16 protein-coding genes are annotated in these 17,328 nt (G+C 44.6%); 10 read left to right on the top strand and 6 right to left on the bottom strand.

The features are described 5' to 3' along the window. Positions 1–21: 21 nt before the first annotated feature. On the bottom strand, positions 22–1,095 hold the full coding sequence (locus AAE02nite_RS03125) for an NAD(P)/FAD-dependent oxidoreductase (RefSeq protein ID WP_307725521.1): 1,074 nt from the start codon (positions 1,093–1,095) through the stop codon (positions 22–24). Positions 1,096–1,284: 189 nt separating this feature from the next. Between AAE02nite_RS03125 and AAE02nite_RS03120 the strand changes: the two genes are divergently transcribed. The 6 genes from AAE02nite_RS03120 (at position 1,285) to AAE02nite_RS03095 (ending at position 6,978) form a co-directional block, all read left to right on the top strand. Then, the gene (locus AAE02nite_RS03120) at positions 1,285–1,668 is read left to right on the top strand and encodes a T9SS type A sorting domain-containing protein (RefSeq protein WP_146894994.1); all 384 of its coding nucleotides are present in this window, start codon (positions 1,285–1,287) and stop codon (positions 1,666–1,668) included. Positions 1,669–1,902: 234 nt separating this feature from the next. Beyond that, on the top strand, positions 1,903–2,925 hold the full coding sequence (locus AAE02nite_RS03115) for a LacI family DNA-binding transcriptional regulator (RefSeq protein WP_246150755.1): 1,023 nt from the start codon (positions 1,903–1,905) through the stop codon (positions 2,923–2,925). Between the two features lie 123 nt (positions 2,926–3,048). Beyond that, positions 3,049–4,215, top strand: coding sequence for a galactokinase (gene galK / locus AAE02nite_RS03110; RefSeq protein WP_146894992.1), 1,167 nt, complete (start codon positions 3,049–3,051; stop codon positions 4,213–4,215). A gap of 289 nt (positions 4,216–4,504) precedes the next feature. Then, positions 4,505–5,119, top strand: coding sequence for a hypothetical protein (locus AAE02nite_RS03105; protein WP_146894991.1), 615 nt, complete (start codon positions 4,505–4,507; stop codon positions 5,117–5,119). 232 nt (positions 5,120–5,351) lie between these two features. Next, complete coding sequence (locus tag AAE02nite_RS03100; RefSeq protein ID WP_146894990.1) at positions 5,352–5,762, top strand: hypothetical protein; 411 nt, start codon at positions 5,352–5,354, stop codon at positions 5,760–5,762. A 544-nt stretch (positions 5,763–6,306) separates the two neighbouring features. Continuing rightward, positions 6,307–6,978 (top strand): SGNH/GDSL hydrolase family protein, encoded by a 672-nt coding sequence (locus tag AAE02nite_RS03095; protein ID WP_146894989.1) that lies wholly within the window; start codon positions 6,307–6,309, stop codon positions 6,976–6,978. 659 nt (positions 6,979–7,637) lie between these two features. Here AAE02nite_RS03095 and AAE02nite_RS03090 read toward each other — a convergent pair. After that, complete coding sequence (locus AAE02nite_RS03090) at positions 7,638–8,033, bottom strand: DUF6960 family protein (protein ID WP_146894988.1); 396 nt, start codon at positions 8,031–8,033, stop codon at positions 7,638–7,640. A gap of 90 nt (positions 8,034–8,123) precedes the next feature. Here AAE02nite_RS03090 and AAE02nite_RS03085 point away from each other — a divergent pair, with 90 nt between their 5' ends. After that, entirely contained in the window at positions 8,124–9,431 is a 1,308-nt protein-coding gene (locus AAE02nite_RS03085) for a neutral/alkaline non-lysosomal ceramidase N-terminal domain-containing protein (RefSeq protein ID WP_170252509.1), read from the top strand. A 177-nt stretch (positions 9,432–9,608) separates the two neighbouring features. Further along, complete coding sequence (locus AAE02nite_RS03080; RefSeq protein ID WP_146894986.1) at positions 9,609–10,703, top strand: amidohydrolase family protein; 1,095 nt, start codon at positions 9,609–9,611, stop codon at positions 10,701–10,703. 64 nt (positions 10,704–10,767) lie between these two features. On the opposite strand, the gene AAE02nite_RS03075 is transcribed toward AAE02nite_RS03080, so the two are convergent. The 3 genes from AAE02nite_RS03075 to AAE02nite_RS03065 all read right to left on the bottom strand — a co-directional run bounded on the left by AAE02nite_RS03075 (position 10,768) and on the right by AAE02nite_RS03065 (position 12,589). Next, positions 10,768–11,316: a hypothetical protein gene (locus tag AAE02nite_RS03075; protein ID WP_146894985.1), complete on the bottom strand. Its 549-nt coding sequence runs from the start codon at positions 11,314–11,316 to the stop codon at positions 10,768–10,770. Between the two features lie 269 nt (positions 11,317–11,585). Continuing rightward, a complete protein-coding gene (locus AAE02nite_RS03070; protein WP_146894984.1) occupies positions 11,586–11,807 on the bottom strand; it encodes a hypothetical protein in 222 nt (73 codons plus the stop codon). An 80-nt stretch (positions 11,808–11,887) separates the two neighbouring features. Next, positions 11,888–12,589: an NUDIX hydrolase gene (locus AAE02nite_RS03065; protein WP_146894983.1), complete on the bottom strand. Its 702-nt coding sequence runs from the start codon at positions 12,587–12,589 to the stop codon at positions 11,888–11,890. A 649-nt stretch (positions 12,590–13,238) separates the two neighbouring features. Here AAE02nite_RS03065 and AAE02nite_RS03060 point away from each other — a divergent pair. Together AAE02nite_RS03060 and AAE02nite_RS03055 are read left to right on the top strand one after the other, a co-directional pair. After that, positions 13,239–14,717, top strand: coding sequence for an arabinan endo-1,5-alpha-L-arabinosidase (locus tag AAE02nite_RS03060; RefSeq protein WP_146894982.1), 1,479 nt, complete (start codon positions 13,239–13,241; stop codon positions 14,715–14,717). A 205-nt stretch (positions 14,718–14,922) separates the two neighbouring features. Continuing rightward, positions 14,923–16,026, top strand: coding sequence for an arabinan endo-1,5-alpha-L-arabinosidase (locus AAE02nite_RS03055; RefSeq protein ID WP_146894981.1), 1,104 nt, complete (start codon positions 14,923–14,925; stop codon positions 16,024–16,026). Positions 16,027–16,104: 78 nt separating this feature from the next. Here AAE02nite_RS03055 and AAE02nite_RS03050 read toward each other — a convergent pair whose 3' ends face one another. Further along, positions 16,105–17,313: an aldose epimerase family protein gene (locus tag AAE02nite_RS03050; protein ID WP_146894980.1), complete on the bottom strand. Its 1,209-nt coding sequence runs from the start codon at positions 17,311–17,313 to the stop codon at positions 16,105–16,107. Positions 17,314–17,328: the final 15 nt, after the last annotated feature.

Below are 17,328 nucleotides of genomic sequence, written 5' to 3'. Positions count from 1 at the left end.
TCGGTACAAAATGCAGGAATATTAAAAAGGCTTGCCATGGGTTTTTTTCATTAAAAAGCGCACACCGGCCGGAAACTGTTTAAACGTATGCAAAACCATTTCGGTTAGGATAGGCCGCCCAAACAGCCGCTGCACCAACCGGCCGGTTTGGAGCCGGCGGCTAAATTCCTGCTGCCATAGCTGGGTATATTTTTTTTCGAGCTGCTCCTGGTTCAAACGGCCGGTTAAATATTCCAGAATACAATTGCTGGCAATCTTAGCGGCGTGTATGGCCATGGCCATGCCGTTGCCGCACAAAGGCGTAATTAACCCGGCGGCATCCCCGCAAAACAGCGTGTGGTTTTCGATGCAGGTTTTTGAAGCAAAAGAAATTTCGTTTATTACTTCGGGCTGCGGGTATAAAAATTCGGCTTCCCGGAATATTTTTTTCAGATGCGGATTTTGCGAAAGAATACTGGCCTCCATCTGCGAAATAGTGCCGGATGCTTTTAAGTTGGCCCGGGTAGTTAAGTAGCAAAAGCAATATTTATCATCTTCAATAGCCGAAATGCCGGCGTAGCCATCTTTAAAATTATGCAGGCAAATTAAATCTTTGGGCTGATGGTAGCGCAGGTGATATTTAACGCCAATGTAGGGTGATGGCTGCCGGAAAAACGGCCGTTGCAAATGGCGGTCGAGGTTAGTTCGCTTGCCGTACGAGCCAATTACCAGGTCGGTGAAATGTGCTTCGCCGGTAGCGAGTTTTAGGCAGAATTTATTTTCCTGGTATTGCAATTCCTGCACCGCAGTACCTTCCCGGATAATTGCCCCAGCCTGGCGGGCCTGTTGGGCCAAATAATAATCTAAGGTATAGCGGCTAATGCCAAACCCACCTAAATCCAGCGGCTCCCTTAAAGTATTACCCGAAGGCGCACTCAGCAGAAAATTGTTGATGTGCGCCGGGCCCAGCGCATCTATCTCAACTCCTAAACTGGCCAGATACGGCCGGACCTCGTTCGAAACGTACTCGCCGCAAACTTTATGGAAAGGATATTTTTTTCGCTCGAATAAAGTAACTGGTACGCCGGCCCGCGCCAGCGCTAAAGCACTTACCAGCCCGGCCAGGCCACCGCCAATTATGCTTATATTTTTAGAATTTTCGATAATACAACCGGGCTATAAGTAAAATCCAATAAATTAAGACAGAAGCTATTAATTTTACGAATAAAAGCAAAACCATAGTAATTTTTAGCACGTTAGCAAAACTGAATAAGGTTATCGCATAAATGAATTTTTCTCTGACGTATGAAAAAAAAATTACTACTGGTATTTACCTATATAATGATGGGGTCGTTGGCGTTCGCCCAATCCGGAGCAGATGCGACAGTCGAAAAAAGCTCGCAGCAAACCAGCCCTTCTAACCGGTTTGCTGATAACGAAGATAAGAAGATTGAGGTTTATCCGAATCCCAGCACGGGCATTGTAAACCTGACGCTGACTGGTTTTAAAGGTAAAAAAACAGAAGTGCAGGTTGTAAACGTAATTGGCAGCGTTATTTACCGGGATGTGCTGAATGATAATGAAACGAACCGGAAAGTGCTAGACCTGACAAAAGAGGCGAGCGGACTTTACTATATCAAAATACAATCGGAAGATTACAGCGAAATCAGGAAAATAATCATTAACTAACTTCGGCTTGGCCGGAATAGCGGCATAAACTCCGCCCGTGGGTAAAACTACTAAACCAGCGTACGGTAGTTTAAACCACAGGCGGAGTTTGTTTTTTTAATTTGGCCATTATATTAAATATTGCGCCCGTTTACGCCCTGCTAAAATCAACTGCTGGAAGAAAAAAGAACAATACTTGCCGAAACCACGGGGATGTTGATATATTTGGGGCCTCGCTTGCAGCAATAAGCTATCATGAAAAATCGGCCCGTTACCATCAAAGATATTGCCCGCAAATTAAATATATCGGTTTCTACGGTTTCGCGGGCACTTCGGGGTTCCTCCGATATTAATCCCGAAACCAAAAAAGTAGTACTGGATTTAGCCGCCGAACTCGATTACCAGCCCAACACCATTGCTTTAAGTTTGGTGAAAAGCAAAACCAATATTGTGGGCGTTATGATTCCGGATATTACCATTCCGTTTTTTGCATCAGCCATTAAAGGTATTCAGGAGGTGGCTTCGGCGGCCGGGTATAACGTTATGATTTGCCAGTCGGGCGAGTCGGAAGAGATTGAAAAAAACAATACGCAGGCTTTGCTTTCGAGCCGGGTGGCCGGGCTGATTGTTTCGGTTTCGGGCCAGACCAAAAATTTCGATCATTTTAGAAATGTGCAGCGCCGGGGCGTGCCATTGGTGTTTTTTGATCGGGTTCCGGAAGAAATTGAAGCCGCCAAAGTTTTAGCCGACGATTACAACGGGGCTTTTAAAGCAGTGGAGCATTTAATTCAGATGGGTAATAAACGGATTGCGCATCTGGCTGGGCCGGAATTGCTGAAGCTTACCCAAAATCGCAAAAGAGGCTACCTCGATGCCTTGCAAAAGCACAACGTGCCCGTAGACCCCACTTTAATTATTCATTCCGAATTTAACCGCAAAAAAGCTTACGAAGCCACGAACCAACTGCTTGATTTGCCTAACCCGCCCGATGCCATTTTTGCCATCAGCGATCGGGTAGCCATCGGTGCCATTATGGCCCTGAAAGACCGGAATAAGCGCATTCCGGAAGATGTGGCGGTAGTTGGTTTTGGTAACGAAGCCACATCGTCTATTCTGGACCCGGCTTTAACCACCGTAATGCAACATCCTTCTGAGATGGGTAGAATTGCCGCGCAGCTTTTTCTGGAACAAGTAAATACCGACCCGGAAAAATACGTGCCTAAAACCGAAGTATTAAACACCGAACTCATTTTAAATAAATCTTCGAAGCGCTTATAACTGAGCAGTGGTTTTAGGTAAAAGCCGGAAGGCATAGAAATACGGAAGTTAAAACCTAATAAACTGGTCTGCGTCTAGTAAGTACCAAATTGTTAAAGAAACTATATTCAAACCGCAGAAACTATGAATGCCGAACTGGAAAAATATATCCAAAATACCAGCAGTTATTTCGAAGAAAAATATAGCGGTGCGCCCACCTTGGTAGCTTATGCCCCTGGCCGCATTAATATTATCGGGGAACATACCGATTATAACCTGGGGCTTTCGATGCCGGCTGCTATTAACCGCTGGGTAATTGTTTGCCTGCGCCCGCGCCCCGACCAGGTTATTTCGGTTACCAGCCAGAACTACCACGATAAAATGGAATACACCCTGGGCCAGCCTTTTACGCCGGCCGATAGCTGGGAGAAATACGTGTACGGCTGCATCACCATTTTTGGCAATCAATATAAATTAAACCAGGGTTTTGAAGCCGTCATCTGGGGCAATGTGCCTATTGGTTCCGGGGTTTCGTCGTCGGCCGCTATCGAAGTAGCCCTGATGAATGCTCTACGCGCTGCTTATGCCGCCGATATGGACGATCTGACTTTGGTGAAAATGTGCCAGCGCGTAGAGCACGAATATTTAAAAGTAAACAGCGGCCTCTTAGACCAGTATGCCTCCCAGTTTTCGCGGGAAGGCAAACTCATGATTCTGGATTTTAACCAGCTGAGCTCCGATTATGTAGATGCCGACATGAAAGAATGGGCCTGGATTTTGGCTGATACGAAAGTAAAACGCGAGCTGGCCGGTAGCAAATATTCGGAACGGGTGCGCGAAACGGCCGATGCGCTAAAGGAAATTAAAAGCAAAGATAGCAGCGTACAGGGCTTCCGCGATTTAACCGAAAAACACTTATCGCTTATTTCGGACCCGGTGCAGCAGAAACGCATCCGTCATTTGGTTTTGGAAAATCAGCGGGTGTTAAAAGCGGCTGAAGCGTTGAGCCAGAAAAATTTTGAAGAACTGGGCGCGCTGTTAACCGCTTCGCACCAATCGTTGCGCGACGATTACGAAGTTAGCTGTCCCGAGCTCGATTTTCTGGTGGATGCGGCTTTGCAATTGCCTTACTGCGCCGGCAGCCGCATGATGGGCGGCGGTTTCGGCGGCTGTACTATTAGTTTGGTGCGGAAAGATGCCGTTCATAAATTCAGCAATTTCTTAACCGACGAATATGCCCGCGAATACGACATTGTAACCGAAATAAATAATTACCAATTAGTAGATGGTGCCGGCAGCTACAAACTATAAAACTGCAATTATTTTCTAATCGCGTTTTGCCAGGCTACTGTTGAGGCGAGCAAGGCAACAAACTATTTTTTTGAAACCTTAATCTCCTTACAAAAGGAAAGCATCTAAGACCAAAAGATGCTTTCCTTTTTATTTATACTTATTTAAGTATATAGTATATTTGTTATTCAAGTTCCGGTTATCCGTTGATTTTGGCTGGCTAAACGGAATAAACTCCGTTTACACTATAGTTGTGCCAAATTATAGTTGATTTTGCAAAGAATAGTTGGCTTGAAATCAAGAAGTGAATATGGTTGACCAGATAAAAAAACAGTTAGAAGGTATTAATACGAAGTATCCTGCGATTGCCCACCAATGCTTGAAGTATATCGAGAATAATTCAAATATTGACAATAATAACACTATTAAAATATTCCATAGACCTTGGCTTGCTCCCCAGAACTGGGGAATTAAACTGTTTGAACCTATAAGAATTAGTTGGAATAAGGATTTTCAAGAGAGAACAAATAGAGTAATACCTGATTTCTATGAAGACTTTCTGAAAACAACTAATGGAGGGTTTATCTATGATTTGTCATTGTATGGCTTACCTCCTTCACTATATAACAGTGGATTACTTTCGAGGGCACTACTTCAATGTCATGACTTAACTTCAGCAAACAATAGCTGGATTATAAATTATGAAATTGAGAGAGAGCATTTCCATTTTGGGGGCAGAGCCTACACTTTTGATGAAAATGTTGGATATTTTTATAGGAAAGATGAAATAATCAGCATCAGGCAAAATGGGGAGACAATTAATAAGTGGTACGACTTCAACGGTTTCTTAAAAGATGAAATTGAAAAGGCTGAAGAAATGATGAAGGAAGAAATTCTAGACAACACTAATATAATAATAAAATAACTTGGCACAACCACGCCTAAACTCTAGCTACGCCATAGTTTAGCCAAGTACGTTGGGGACAATTCACAACATTATATAAAATGAAAATATTGTACTTTTACTGATATTTCCCATAGTATCATAGATACGAGAAAACTTACAATGAGTATTATTGGTAAGTTATCACCTATAAAATCATTATATCATTCAGAATAATATTCTAATAAATATTTATAACCTTATATTCACTTTAATGAAAATCCTGAATTTTTTTATTGTGCTTGCTTTTGCAATAATCTTTAGTAGTTGTAAAGATGATGCCGCTGAGGTCATACCATCCAAAGCGGAGAAGAATGCACAATCCGTAAAAAAAATATTGAGTGATAATCAGAGCACTCTTAGATTTGCTAGAATCTATGAATACAACCCATTAACAGGGGATTGGAGGTTAGCCGCCGATAGTCAGTTATGGGTAGAGAATGAAACTTTTTTCTATGTAGAGGGCCCTTATTTCTTTCTGAATGGTGCATCATCTAAGAGCTATCCAATAAATAATACCCCTACACATCAAATGGCCGGCTACTATTATTTTAATTTAGAGTACCTGGTTGCTTTCGAAATGAGCGGCGATAAGGCGGGTTTATTCCTTTATTTTAAACATTAACCATAGAAGCTATTTTCATACTCAACATACTTCTCTTAAAAGGTAATTAGAAAGTAAAATAGTTACTGGTGAGTAACTGCAATTGGCTTTCTGAAGCTGGGTAAAACTAGATTGAGTCCCCAAGAAGTTCTATTCAATTTATCTATATTAGTTGTAGGTTGAATCTCAGCTATTACATATTTTACTGATTAAGTCATAATTCGTATAGTCTAAATAGAGCTAAAAGGTAAAATTAGATGTAAACTGCCCCCAACAACAGAATAAAGCAAATGCCCCAACAGCATTTAGCCATTGCTAATGTAGAAAGCAATTTCACGTAATTTCGGCAAAGGGCAGTGATGTGCATCTGCTTTATTCAATGGACGTTATGCTAAATTTTAAGGAGTTCCATTTATCTCCGAAACAAAAATTTATCGCCTCCTAAACGCACACCTACCTAACACCAATTATTATATAGTGCATTAAATTTAATTTCTTTATTTTGCCCTGTGCAATACTGGCAATAGCCGGTAAGTTCAATTATTAATTACCAGAATATTAATCTATGCTGTTCTTTCGGAAATTCTTCCTGTTTTTGGTTTTTACTTTAGTAAGCCTGTCGCTTCAACAACAAGCATTGGCGCAAACGCTTCAGAAGTTTGAGAAGGAAATTGTCGCTTTTGAGCAAGCTGATAAAGCCAATCCGCCTAAAAAAGGCAATATTGTTTTTACCGGCAGTTCTTCTATCCGGTTATGGAACGACTTAACAGAATATTTTCCGGGCAAAACTATTTTGAACCGGGGTTTTGGTGGCTCGCAAACCGACGAAGTAGTGTATTACGCCGACCGGGTAATTGCCCCGTACAAACCCAAGCAAGTAGTAATTTACAGCGGCGATAACGACATTGCTTCGGGAAAAACGGCCGAGAAAGTTTTAGCTGATTTTAAAATATTGTTTTCTAAAATACGGCAAGCCTCGCCCAATGCCACGGTAACTTATATTTCTATTAAGCCCAGCCCATCGCGCAAGCAGCATTTGCCCAGTATTAATCGCGCTAATGCGCTCATCAAAGACTTTTTAGCAAAGGAAAAACGGACGGCTTACGTTGATATTTACAATCCCATGCTGTTGCCCAGCGGCAAGCCCAAGCCCGAACTATTCCGGGCCGATAGCCTGCACATGACCAAAGCCGGCTACGATATCTGGGCCCAGGTTCTGAAACCTTATTTGAAGTAAATCGGCAATAAAAAACGCACAAAAAAGCTCCGGGTGTTTTAATTACACGCGGAGCTTTTTTTTTTAGATTATAGACTTTAATAAAGCGCATTTCATAAAAAATCTGGTTAAGCGTAAGTTTGGAGTTAAATTAAATTTAGTCAGCCCGAGTCTAATATTCTTTCGTGCTTTTTCTGTTAGGTGGCTTTCGCCTGAGTTGCGGGCGCACTTTTCTCCTGGAAGCGTGTTACCCTTCCGCCCTCCGGGCACCTTCCCTAAAATAGGGAAGGAGTTCGGCCGAACCAGCACGTTGCCGATTAGCTATGAAGAGGCTTATTATTTAGTAATGATTTGTATCTATTGAGCCTTAGAAGGCGGCAGCTACAGGCAACTGACAGCAGTTTGGACAACGAGGATCTTCTGGAAGATGCTCTTCTAAGGTTGTGGTGCGCAGCATTCCGACGAAGGAGGAAAACAAACTTAGACAGCCCGAGTGGCCAAACGGGGCCCGCCGGCCGGGAGGCTTCTTAAACTTACAAATACAGTTAGCACCTGCACCTTGAAAGATGAAATCTTTCAAAAGATAGACATTGATAGTTGGATTTATACGTCCTAGACAAATAAGAAATCAGGCCATTTATGAAATACCATTAAGAAGAAGCGGAATAATTAACTTCTAACTACGCCTTCCGCAACTCATCGGCGCGAAAGCGCCGGGCAATTTCCTGCTTGCCTTGCCTGATTTGGAAATAAGCCTGGTCTTCGGAAGGATGCCAGAAAATATTAAATACTTCGCCGCGCAGCCGCAACTGGCCGGGCGTGCGGTTTACTTCTTCTACCAAATCGCCGAAGCTAAAAGGCAAAGCTGGAATCCTCGAATAAAGGTCGGGTTCTACTTTAAACTGTTTGTGGCCGTACTGCAGTAAAATCCAGCGTTCGTTTTCGTCTATTTTCTCAAAAACCTTGTCGTGCGGCGTAATGGCTTCAAAATCGCGGCGGTTAGACGGGTGAATATACGAATAACCGTGTGCCGGAAACCAAGGGTATAAACCAAACTCTATTGCTTTACGGAGCATCCTTTGTACTTTTAAATCAGAAATAAATTACGCACAAAATTACAGCGGGTAACGGTGCCAGCCAATAAATCTAAAGATCTATTTTATATTTTGCTGTTAGTACTGGGCGTAGCCCTGCTGCCCGCCTGTTTGCCGGTAAGCAAAACACCGTATACGCAAAAGAAATATTACCATAAAACCAAAGCCGCTATTGCGGGTTTACCAAATCCCCAAAACCAACCTGATACGGTGCAAGTGGGCTGGGCCAAGGTGAACATAACGCCCAGGCACCAGGCTCCGCTGGCCGGCTATGGCAAACGCAAAGGCAAACGCCTGACCGGTATTCATGATTCTATCTGGGTGCGGGCCTTTGTATTTAAAAATAAAAGGCAACGGGTTGCCTTTGTAACCATGGATTTGCTCATAGCGCCTATGTCGGTGCGGGAAGCATTGGTAAAAGCATTGCCCAACATTGGTTACCAAAAAGAGCAAGTATACCTAACCGCCAGTCATGCCCACAGCAGCCTGGGCGGTTGGGCCAAAAGGCCGGCGGGTTTCTTAATGGCCGGTAAATACGAACCAAAAATTGTAGCGGGTTTAACCCAGGCTATTCTGCAAGCCATTAAAACTGCCGAACAAAGAGCCGTGCCCGCTCAAATTGGTTATGCCGCTTTAATAGCCGACTCCCTGGTAGCCAACCGGTTGGTAGGCGCCGGAGGTTCCCGCGATACCGCTTTGCGGATAGTTAAAATCCGGAAAAATACCAGCGAAACGGCAGTGCTGGTTACGTATGCGGCTCATGCTACCTGTTTGCCGGCTGCCGAGCTTCATATTTCCGGCGACTACCCAACTGCGCTGGTAAAACTGTTGGAACAGGAACCCGGAATAAATTTTGCAGCCTTTGGAGCAGGTGGCGTGGCGAGTCATAGTCCGGCAGCTTCGGGTAGTGGTTACGAAAAGGTTAACAACATGGCCCAGGGCTTAGCCACTATTATTCAACGAGAATACCGCGAGATTCCCCTCCGTTATCAGTCTACATTAAATGCGGTGGAGGTGCCGCTTTACCTGCGGAAACCCCACTGGCGGTTCGCCGAAAACTGGCGCTTCCACCCGGCTATGTTTTACCTGGTCTTCGGCAAATATCCGGCTACCTTGTCGGGGCTGCGCATCGGCGATATCGTATTTATCGGCACACCCTGCGATTTTTCGGGCGAGTTGGTTTTGGATTTGCAGCCGTCCTTAACTTCTAATCAGGCTAAATTGGTAGTTACCAGTTTTAACGGGGGGTACATCGGGTACATTACTCCAGATAAATATTATAACCTCAAAAAGTACGAAACCCGCGACATGAATTTTTTCGGGCCGGGAAACGGCGCTTATTTATCCGAAATGGTTCGTCTGCTGTGGTCCAAATTGTAAATGCTACTGGCTACCAGATTAAAACTGGGATACTTAGATTAATAAGACGACCCAGTTAAATAAATTTCTCCGGCAAGTAGGATGCTTCCCCGAAATTTCTCCGGGTAATAATAAATAATTCGGGCAATTTTATGGTTTGGTGCAATTTATTATATTTGGTTTCAGCGTTTTCAATTTATGCTCCAGAATAAAATATTATTACTTAGCCTCAGCCTTGGGCTAACCTTTGCGGGCTATGCCCAGGAAATGTCCTTTGAAGAATACGAACCTAAATCGGGTTTAACGGTGCCGGAACATCCCACTAAGCGCGCTAAATATCCGTTTATAGATGTGCACAACCACCAGAACTCCAATATGAGTAAAGAAGCTTTGGCGAAACTGGTGAAAGATATGGACGGCTTAAATTTACAAACCATGGTAAATTTAAGCGGCGGCTACGGCGATAATTTAAAAAGCGGCGTTGCCAACCTGAAAGGTAATTACCCGACCCGGTTTCTGCTGTTTGCCAACGTCGATTTCAAAAATATTGATGACCCGGATTTTGGCCGGAAAGCCGCGACCCAACTGGAGCAGGATGTGAAAAACGGTGCCCAAGGCTTAAAAATATTCAAGAACCTGGGTCTGACCTTAACCGATAAAAATGGCAAGCGCATCGCTACCGACGACCCACGGCTGGATCTGATTTGGGCAAAATGCGGCCAATTGGGAATTCCGGTGCTCATACATACCGGCGAACCCAAGCAATTTTTCGATCCGCAGGATAAAAACAACGAGCGCTGGCTGGAACTGAAACAATACCCCAGCCGGGCCCGGCCCACCGATAAATACCCAGGCTGGGAACAGGTAATGGCCGAGCAGCACCGCATGTTTAAGAAGCACCCTAAAACTAAATTTATTAACGCGCACCTGGGCTGGCTCGGCGGCGATTTGACCCGTTTAGGCAAGTTAATGGATGAGATGCCTAATATGTACACCGAAATAGGGGCTGTATTGGCGGAGTTGGGGCGACAACCGCGGTATGCCCGCGAGTTTTTTATTAAATACCAGGACCGCATTATGTTTGGTAAAGACAGTTGGGAGCCAACCGAATACCACACCTATTTCCGGGTGCTGGAAACCAAAGACGAATATTTTGATTATTACCGCAAGCGCCACGCTTTCTGGAAAATGTATGGCTTGGATTTACCGGACGAAGTGTTGAGAAAGCTGTACTATAAAAATGCCTTGAAAGTTATTCCGGGCATTGATGCCAAGGCTTTTCCCAAATCCTGAATAACCCAAATAAAAACGCCCGCTCTTTTCCGGAGCAGGCGTTTTTATTTGGGTTAATATTAAGCTAGTCGTTCCTTTTATTAACCTTTACTTTGTTATCCGGATTATTTATGCCTTCGTGGCCGCTGCTTTTGCCGCCGCCGCGTCCGTCTTTATCGCCGCCCTCGCGGTTAGCGCTGCCGGTTACGGCGCCCGGTCCGGAATCTTGCCGGCTCCAGCGGGTTTGTTTTATTTCATCTGAATAGTCGGCGTTGGTGTAGCCGTATTTCATATCCTGATCGGCACTGGAACCATCTTTTAAAGAACCGGCTCCGCGCACCTCGCCGGCAGAAGTATGGCTGCCTTTTTTAGTAGTATGATAATTGTTCTCTGATTTATAACCTTGTTCGCCGGCTTTGCTCTGGTGTTCGCCAGGTCCGCCGCCTTGCCGGCCTTGTTTATTATCGCCGCTGTCGGTTACCGGCCCACGCTCGCCGCTTTTAAATTCGGCGGTAGTGCCGTTATCGTCGCCGCTCGGATGCTGCATGGCCTCATCCATATGGTGGCGGTTGTGTATATTATCTGGTGAGCGATGATCGCTGTTGCCACTGTTGCCTTTATGATTTCCCTTCATCTTCTTAAGTGTTTAAAGTTTGTAACTAAAGAGGAACTGCATGGGTTTACGGCTTCCATTAACAGATAGTTCTTTTGCCCGAAGGAATATTTATATCAGCATGCAATTTTCCAGGGACAAAACAAGGAAATCTTATTACCGGAGAACTCTGAAATAAATCCAATTTACCAGGTTAGTAAAGAGTAACCCTTTCCGCAGGCGTAAGGAAATTACCATTAAATAAAGCACTCGCCAATATTGCAGGTCGGGTTTAATAGCAGGGTACTTTATTACTGGTTATTACTTTTGTTCGCGCTCTGAGCAGAGTCAGTCGGGTTTTCGGAAGAATTAGGTGTGCCGTATTCCGAGTTGATGGGGTTGGTCGTGCTGGAGTCGTTGGCAGTATCAGCCTCCGCACTTTCCGATTCGGTAGTGGTACTGGTTTTCTCGCCGGAACAAGCAGGTAAATAAATGGCACCGGCCAGGAGTAATATTAAAGATATTTTTTTCATAGCTGTTGGTTTTTAGCACTTTTAAACTTTTCAGCTTACGAAAATTAACAAGGGGCTGTTCTTAATTTACCTTTTATGCTTTACAGAAACTTATCCGGATTAGGAATAAATTTCAGGAAGGCCTGGAAGTTTTCGGAATATTTCTGCTTGTCCAGCTTATAATAAAAAGCGCCTTTGCGGGAGTTGCCTTTGTCTTTGTCCTTTTGTTTAACCAGCAAACCCGTCGATAATACCTTGCGGCTGAAGTTGCGCTTATCGAAAGTAGTGCCGTATAAGCCCTCGTAAAGGTTTTTTAGCTGCGGTATGGTAAATTTTTCGGGCAGTAATTCAAACAAAACCGGGTGTAAAGCGGCTTTGTAGCGCAGCCGCTTCTTGGCCGCTTCTACCATTTGTTCGTGGTCGAAAATAAGCTGGGGCATTTCATCCAGCAGAAACCACTCGGCATTGTACTCGTGGTTAATCTGCTTTTCGTACTGCTGAATATCGATTAAGGCAAAGTAAGCCACAGCCAGGGTTCTTTCAACCGGATCGCGGTGAGGATCGCCAAAAACCTGTAATTGCTCTAAATATACACCCTCTAAGCCGGTTAATTGTTTCAGCACGCGGTTGGCCGCTATTTCCAGGCTTTCTTCCGGCTGAATAAAACCGCCCATTAAACTCCATTTCTTTCTTTCGGGAGCAAAGCCTCTCTGAATGAGTAATACTTTAAATTTTTCGCCATCAAAACCAAAAACAATACAATCAACTGCAATCAGAAATCTTGTTTGACCCGAATATTTCATGATGTTTTAAAAACCTGCTTTAAAAACAGTATCCCAGCGAATAAAATTAAAGAATAGGAATAAGAGTGCTTTCCAGAATAAGAATAAACAATTTATTCCTTCGAATCCGGAATTGATAGCTGCAAATTGTAATTTTCTGGCATATTTTCCAATTTCCTTTGGCTTAGCGGTTCTACTTTATTCGGTAAAAGGCAGTATAACTTAAATTCTAATCATTTTAATCCATTATTTGGTCTGTTAATAGCTAAATATCGCTGAATAGCGGTTTACCGGCCTAATCCTGGGAAATAGACCGAAAGATTAAAGAGATATACCGGCTCCGTAAAGAACACTTTTAGGTATGTTTTAACTTCCAACGGTAAAAGCATTCTGTATCCGGATAAAGCGCTGCTTTATTATTTAGTGGTTTTAAATATTGAAGATTAATATTTTAGGTTTGATGTTTGTTATTGACGCAGGCTAAAACAGCAAAGTAATGGACCGCATATTAAATGCGTCTTCTGCTTAAGAAAATTTATAAATGTTATTTTTACATTTATAAATTATTTATATTTGTTTACCGGCCAAACAAGGGAGGTTGCTTGCGCTAATGCTTTACTTAAAGGCTAAAAGATTAAGCTACGCACCGGATTAAATGAAAGCTTAGTACATGAAAAGCCAGGTTAAAATTTATTTATTTCTTTTCTGTGCCTGGCTAACCTTTGGCACGGTTTCCTGCAAAAAAGATTCGGAGATCAATATTAAGCCTACTCCCCAAACCCCGGATCCGGCTGCTTTCGATATAAATTCTATAAACGATACCTACGCCGAACTGGCGCCTTTCAGCAATGTGGCACAGTGGGGCCCTTATAATGTGCATGACCCGTCAATTATTAAAAGTGGTGAATATTTCTACTGTTACAGCACCGATGTGGCTTTCAGCATCACGGTTCGGCCGGGTATTCAGGTTCGGAAATCAAAAGATTTAATTCAATGGCAGTTTGTGGGTTTGGTGTTTCCTGATTTACCCCAGCAGGGCACCAACTATATTAAACAGAATGGCGGTACGCCTTTTTCTTCTTTATGGGCGCCTTACGTCTTAAAAGTGAACAACGAATACCGGTTATATTATTCGTTATCGTCGCCAACGCCTAAACTCAGTACCATTGGTTTGGCAACGGCGGCTTCGCCCGAAGGTCCCTGGACCGAAAAGGGATTGGTTGTTACTTCCCGCGATGATATTCCAATGACCAATGCCATTGACCCTTCGGTAATCGTGGATGCCGCGGGCCAGCATTGGCTATATTACGGTTCGGCGTGGGATGGCATTTACCTCCTGAAACTGAATGCGGCTACCGGCCTGGCGGCTACCCCCAACGATAAGGGCAAGCGTATAGCCCAGCGGGGTTTTACCGGCGGACAAATTAACGGCAATATCGAAGGTCCCGAGATTATTTATAACCCGGAACTAAAGAAATATTACCTTTTTATTTCTTACGACTGGCTCGAAACCAAGTACAACGTACGGGTGGGCCGGTCCGATTCGCCGGAAGGCCCTTTTTACGATTTCGCCGGAAATGACATAAACAACAACCAGGATAATGGCCCGATGATTCTGGCACCTTACCAGTTTACCGGCCACGGCGGTTGGCAGGGCGTGTCGCACCCGGCAGTTTTCCAAGAGAATGGGCAATTTTATATGGCGCACCAGGGGCGACCCGGCGTAAACAAATATTTTATGGTGCTGCACGTGCGCGAAATATTCTGGACTCCGGATGGCTGGCCCATTGTTTCGCCGGAGCGGTTCGCAGGCATCAGCCAAACGCCAGTAGCCCCAACCGAACTGGTGGGTAACTGGGAGCAAATTGTGCTGGGTTACCGGGTTGTGCCGGGTTACGCCAACGAACAAACTACGCCGGATTTCCAGGTGGCTTTTCCGTTAAAAATTAACGCCGATGGTACTTTAAACGCCGATGCCAACAGCAACTGGACTTACCAAATGCCCTGGCTGGAAATGAAATGGAGCAATGGCTTTACCGATAAAGTGCGGGTAGTCCGGGGCCGCGATTGGGAAAACAAAAAGCCGGCGCTCTTATTTACCGGTTTAAATAATGCCGGTGCAGCCATTTGGGGAAAGAAGCCCTTGTAAATTATACTAAAAATATTCAATAAATATTCAGATTGCTGATATTAACTCCTTTCGGGCAGGCAGAAACTAAGGAGCAGTCGGCCAAAAGGTTCCTTCTGCCTGACAATGGTGGAAGCCAAGGCCTAAAAAGTAAGGAGGTCATGTGCTATTCACTTAAAAGAGACCTTCTTAAATCTCTACGATCAATAAACAGATATTCATATTTATGAAATATAAACATTTACTTTTTATTCCTGCCCTGGCTTTTGTGCTGCAGGAAAGCCAGGCTCAAACCACACCGCCGGCGGGCGGGCAACCCCCGGCTCCGGCTAATCAGCAGCCTGTTCAATACGAACCTAACAAGCTTTATAAAAATATTCAGGTACACGACCCGGTAATGATTAAGCAGGACGATACCTATTATTTATTTTGCACCGGGCGGGGAATTTCGGTTTGGTCTTCTAAAGATATGGAGAACTGGAAGCGCGAAAGTCCGGTTTTTGCCACCGCACCCGAATGGGCGCTGGAGGCGGTTCCCACTTTCCGTAACCACATCTGGGCGCCCGATATCAGCTATCATAATGGCAAATATTACCTTTACTATTCGGTTTCGGCTTTCGGGAAAAATACTTCGGCCATTGGCGTAGCTACCAATACCACTTTGCACCCCACCGATAAAGATTTTAAATGGGTCGACCACGGTAAAGTCATTCAGTCGTATCCCGGCAAAACCAACTGGAATGCCATCGACCCGAATATTATTGCGGATAAATCCGGCACCGCCTGGATGTCGTTTGGCTCTTTCTGGGATGGTTTAAAGCTGGTGAAATTAAGTAAAGACCGGTTAAGCATTGCCGAAGACTCAAATAAAATTCCTACCATAGCCAGCCGGAAGAAAGAAACAGGGAACGTGAATCCACCGGCAATAGGCGATAATCCGGTTGATGCAGGCGGCAATGCCATTGAGGCTCCTTTTATTTTTAAAAAAGATAAATATTATTACCTGTTTGCCTCCATCGATTATTGCTGCAAAGGGGTAAACAGTACCTACAAAATGATTGTGGGCCGGGCAAAAGAGGTGCAAGGTCCTTACCTGGATAAAAACGGTGTGTCCCTGTCGAAGGGCGGTGGTACTTTGGTGCTGGAAGGTAACAAAGATTGGTATGGCGTGGGGCACAATTCGGTGTATACCTTCGATAAAAAAGATTACCTGGTGTTTCACGGGTACGAAGCAGCCGATAACGGTAAATCTAAATTACGCATCGAAACCTTAACCTGGGCTAAGGACGGCTGGCCGGTTGTGAATCTCCAGCGCAGCCCGAACCCTTAACAAATACTTAGTCTAATAAAATAATAGCCCGGTTAGTTTTAACTAACCGGGCTATATTAGTTTAAAAACCACCTGTGGCTATTGGGCTGCCTGGTCTTTTACCGAAAACTTGTAGATGGTACTGGTTTTATAAGTATCGCCTGGTTTCAAAATAGTAGACGGGAAGCTTGGTTGGTTCGGTGAATCCGGGAAGTGCTGGGTTTCGAGGCAGAAACCGTAATGCTTTTTGTAGGCCGTGTTGTTTTTACCGGTTAAAGAACCATCCAGAAAATTGCCGGAATAAAACTGAATGCCGGGTTCAGTGGTAGATACTTCCATTACCCGGCCGCTGGTAGGTTCATACACGGTAGCGGCCTGCTTCAAAGAGCCATCGGTATTGCTTAACGCATAGTTGTGGTCGTAACCACCCTCTACCTGAGCAATGCGGGCGCCAATAGCAGTTGGTTGGGTAAAGTCCATTACCGTACCTTTTACCGGGCGCAATTCGCCGGTTGGTATCAGGCTGGCATCTACCACCGTGTAACGATCTGCATTAATGGTTAGAATATGACCCAAAGCATCGGGTGCCTGGCCGGCAGCTAAGTTAAAATAGCTGTGGTTGGTCAGGTTTATTGGGGTGGCTTTGTCGGTAGTAGCTTCGTAGTCGATGCGCAGCTCGTTATCGGGCGTTAAGGTGTAAGTAACGTGGGTAGTTAAGGTACCGGGGTAGCCTTCTTCGCCGTCTTTGCTCACGTAAGTCAGTTTCAGCGCCTGCTGGCCCGGTACTTCTTCGGCCTGCCACACTACTTTATCAAACCCTTTTATGCCGCCGTGCAGGTGGTTGGCGCCGTTGTTTTTAGCCAGGGTATAGGTTTTTCCATCCAGGGTAAACTGGCCTTTGGCAATACGGTTGCCATAGCGGCCAATCAGAGCACCAAAGTAAGGGCCACTTTTTAAATAAGCATCGCTTTGGTAACCTTCTACGTTGTCGAAGCCCAGCACCACGTCGCCGGGTTTATTGTTTTTATCCGGCGTGATTAAAGAGGTAACAATGCCACCGTAGTTGGTGATTTTAACTTCCACGCCTTTTTCGTTGCGCAGGGTATACAGTTGTACTTCGGTGCCGTCTTTGGTTTTGCCAAAGCTTTCTTTCTGAATGCTCATGTTAGCGTTGGTTTCTTCGTTACTGGTTGAGGTGGTATTTTCTTCGGTTTTGGTGCTTTTGCTGTTGCAACTGTACAGGGTAGGAGCAGCCAGGCCTAAGCCGGCCAGCAGCAGCAGCGTGTAACGCAAATTACTTTTTTTCATATAAGCAGATTCTCT

The sequence above is a fragment of the Adhaeribacter aerolatus genome (assembly GCF_007991635.1).
GTDB lineage: Bacteria > Bacteroidota > Bacteroidia > Cytophagales > Hymenobacteraceae > Adhaeribacter > Adhaeribacter aerolatus.
Note: the sequence above shows the minus strand (reverse complement) of the source record. Positions and strands in the feature narration are given on the sequence as shown.

Coding starts and splice junctions, on each gene's coding strand:
- AAE02nite_RS03080 (WP_146894986.1), top strand. CDS start 9,609: ATGCTCCAGAATAAAATATTATTACTTAGCCTCAGCCTTGGGCTAACC.
- AAE02nite_RS03115 (WP_246150755.1), top strand. CDS start 1,903: ATGAAAAATCGGCCCGTTACCATCAAAGATATTGCCCGCAAATTAAAT.
- AAE02nite_RS03120 (WP_146894994.1), top strand. CDS start 1,285: ATGAAAAAAAAATTACTACTGGTATTTACCTATATAATGATGGGGTCG.
- AAE02nite_RS03060 (WP_146894982.1), top strand. CDS start 13,239: ATGAAAAGCCAGGTTAAAATTTATTTATTTCTTTTCTGTGCCTGGCTA.
- AAE02nite_RS03095 (WP_146894989.1), top strand. CDS start 6,307: ATGCTGTTCTTTCGGAAATTCTTCCTGTTTTTGGTTTTTACTTTAGTA.
- AAE02nite_RS03075 (WP_146894985.1), bottom strand. CDS start 11,316: ATGAAGGGAAATCATAAAGGCAACAGTGGCAACAGCGATCATCGCTCA.
- AAE02nite_RS03090 (WP_146894988.1), bottom strand. CDS start 8,033: ATGCTCCGTAAAGCAATAGAGTTTGGTTTATACCCTTGGTTTCCGGCA.
- AAE02nite_RS03050 (WP_146894980.1), bottom strand. CDS start 17,313: ATGAAAAAAAGTAATTTGCGTTACACGCTGCTGCTGCTGGCCGGCTTA.
- AAE02nite_RS03100 (WP_146894990.1), top strand. CDS start 5,352: ATGAAAATCCTGAATTTTTTTATTGTGCTTGCTTTTGCAATAATCTTT.
- AAE02nite_RS03065 (WP_146894983.1), bottom strand. CDS start 12,589: ATGAAATATTCGGGTCAAACAAGATTTCTGATTGCAGTTGATTGTATT.
- AAE02nite_RS03105 (WP_146894991.1), top strand. CDS start 4,505: ATGGTTGACCAGATAAAAAAACAGTTAGAAGGTATTAATACGAAGTAT.
- galK (WP_146894992.1), top strand. CDS start 3,049: ATGAATGCCGAACTGGAAAAATATATCCAAAATACCAGCAGTTATTTC.
- AAE02nite_RS03070 (WP_146894984.1), bottom strand. CDS start 11,807: ATGAAAAAAATATCTTTAATATTACTCCTGGCCGGTGCCATTTATTTA.
- AAE02nite_RS03055 (WP_146894981.1), top strand. CDS start 14,923: ATGAAATATAAACATTTACTTTTTATTCCTGCCCTGGCTTTTGTGCTG.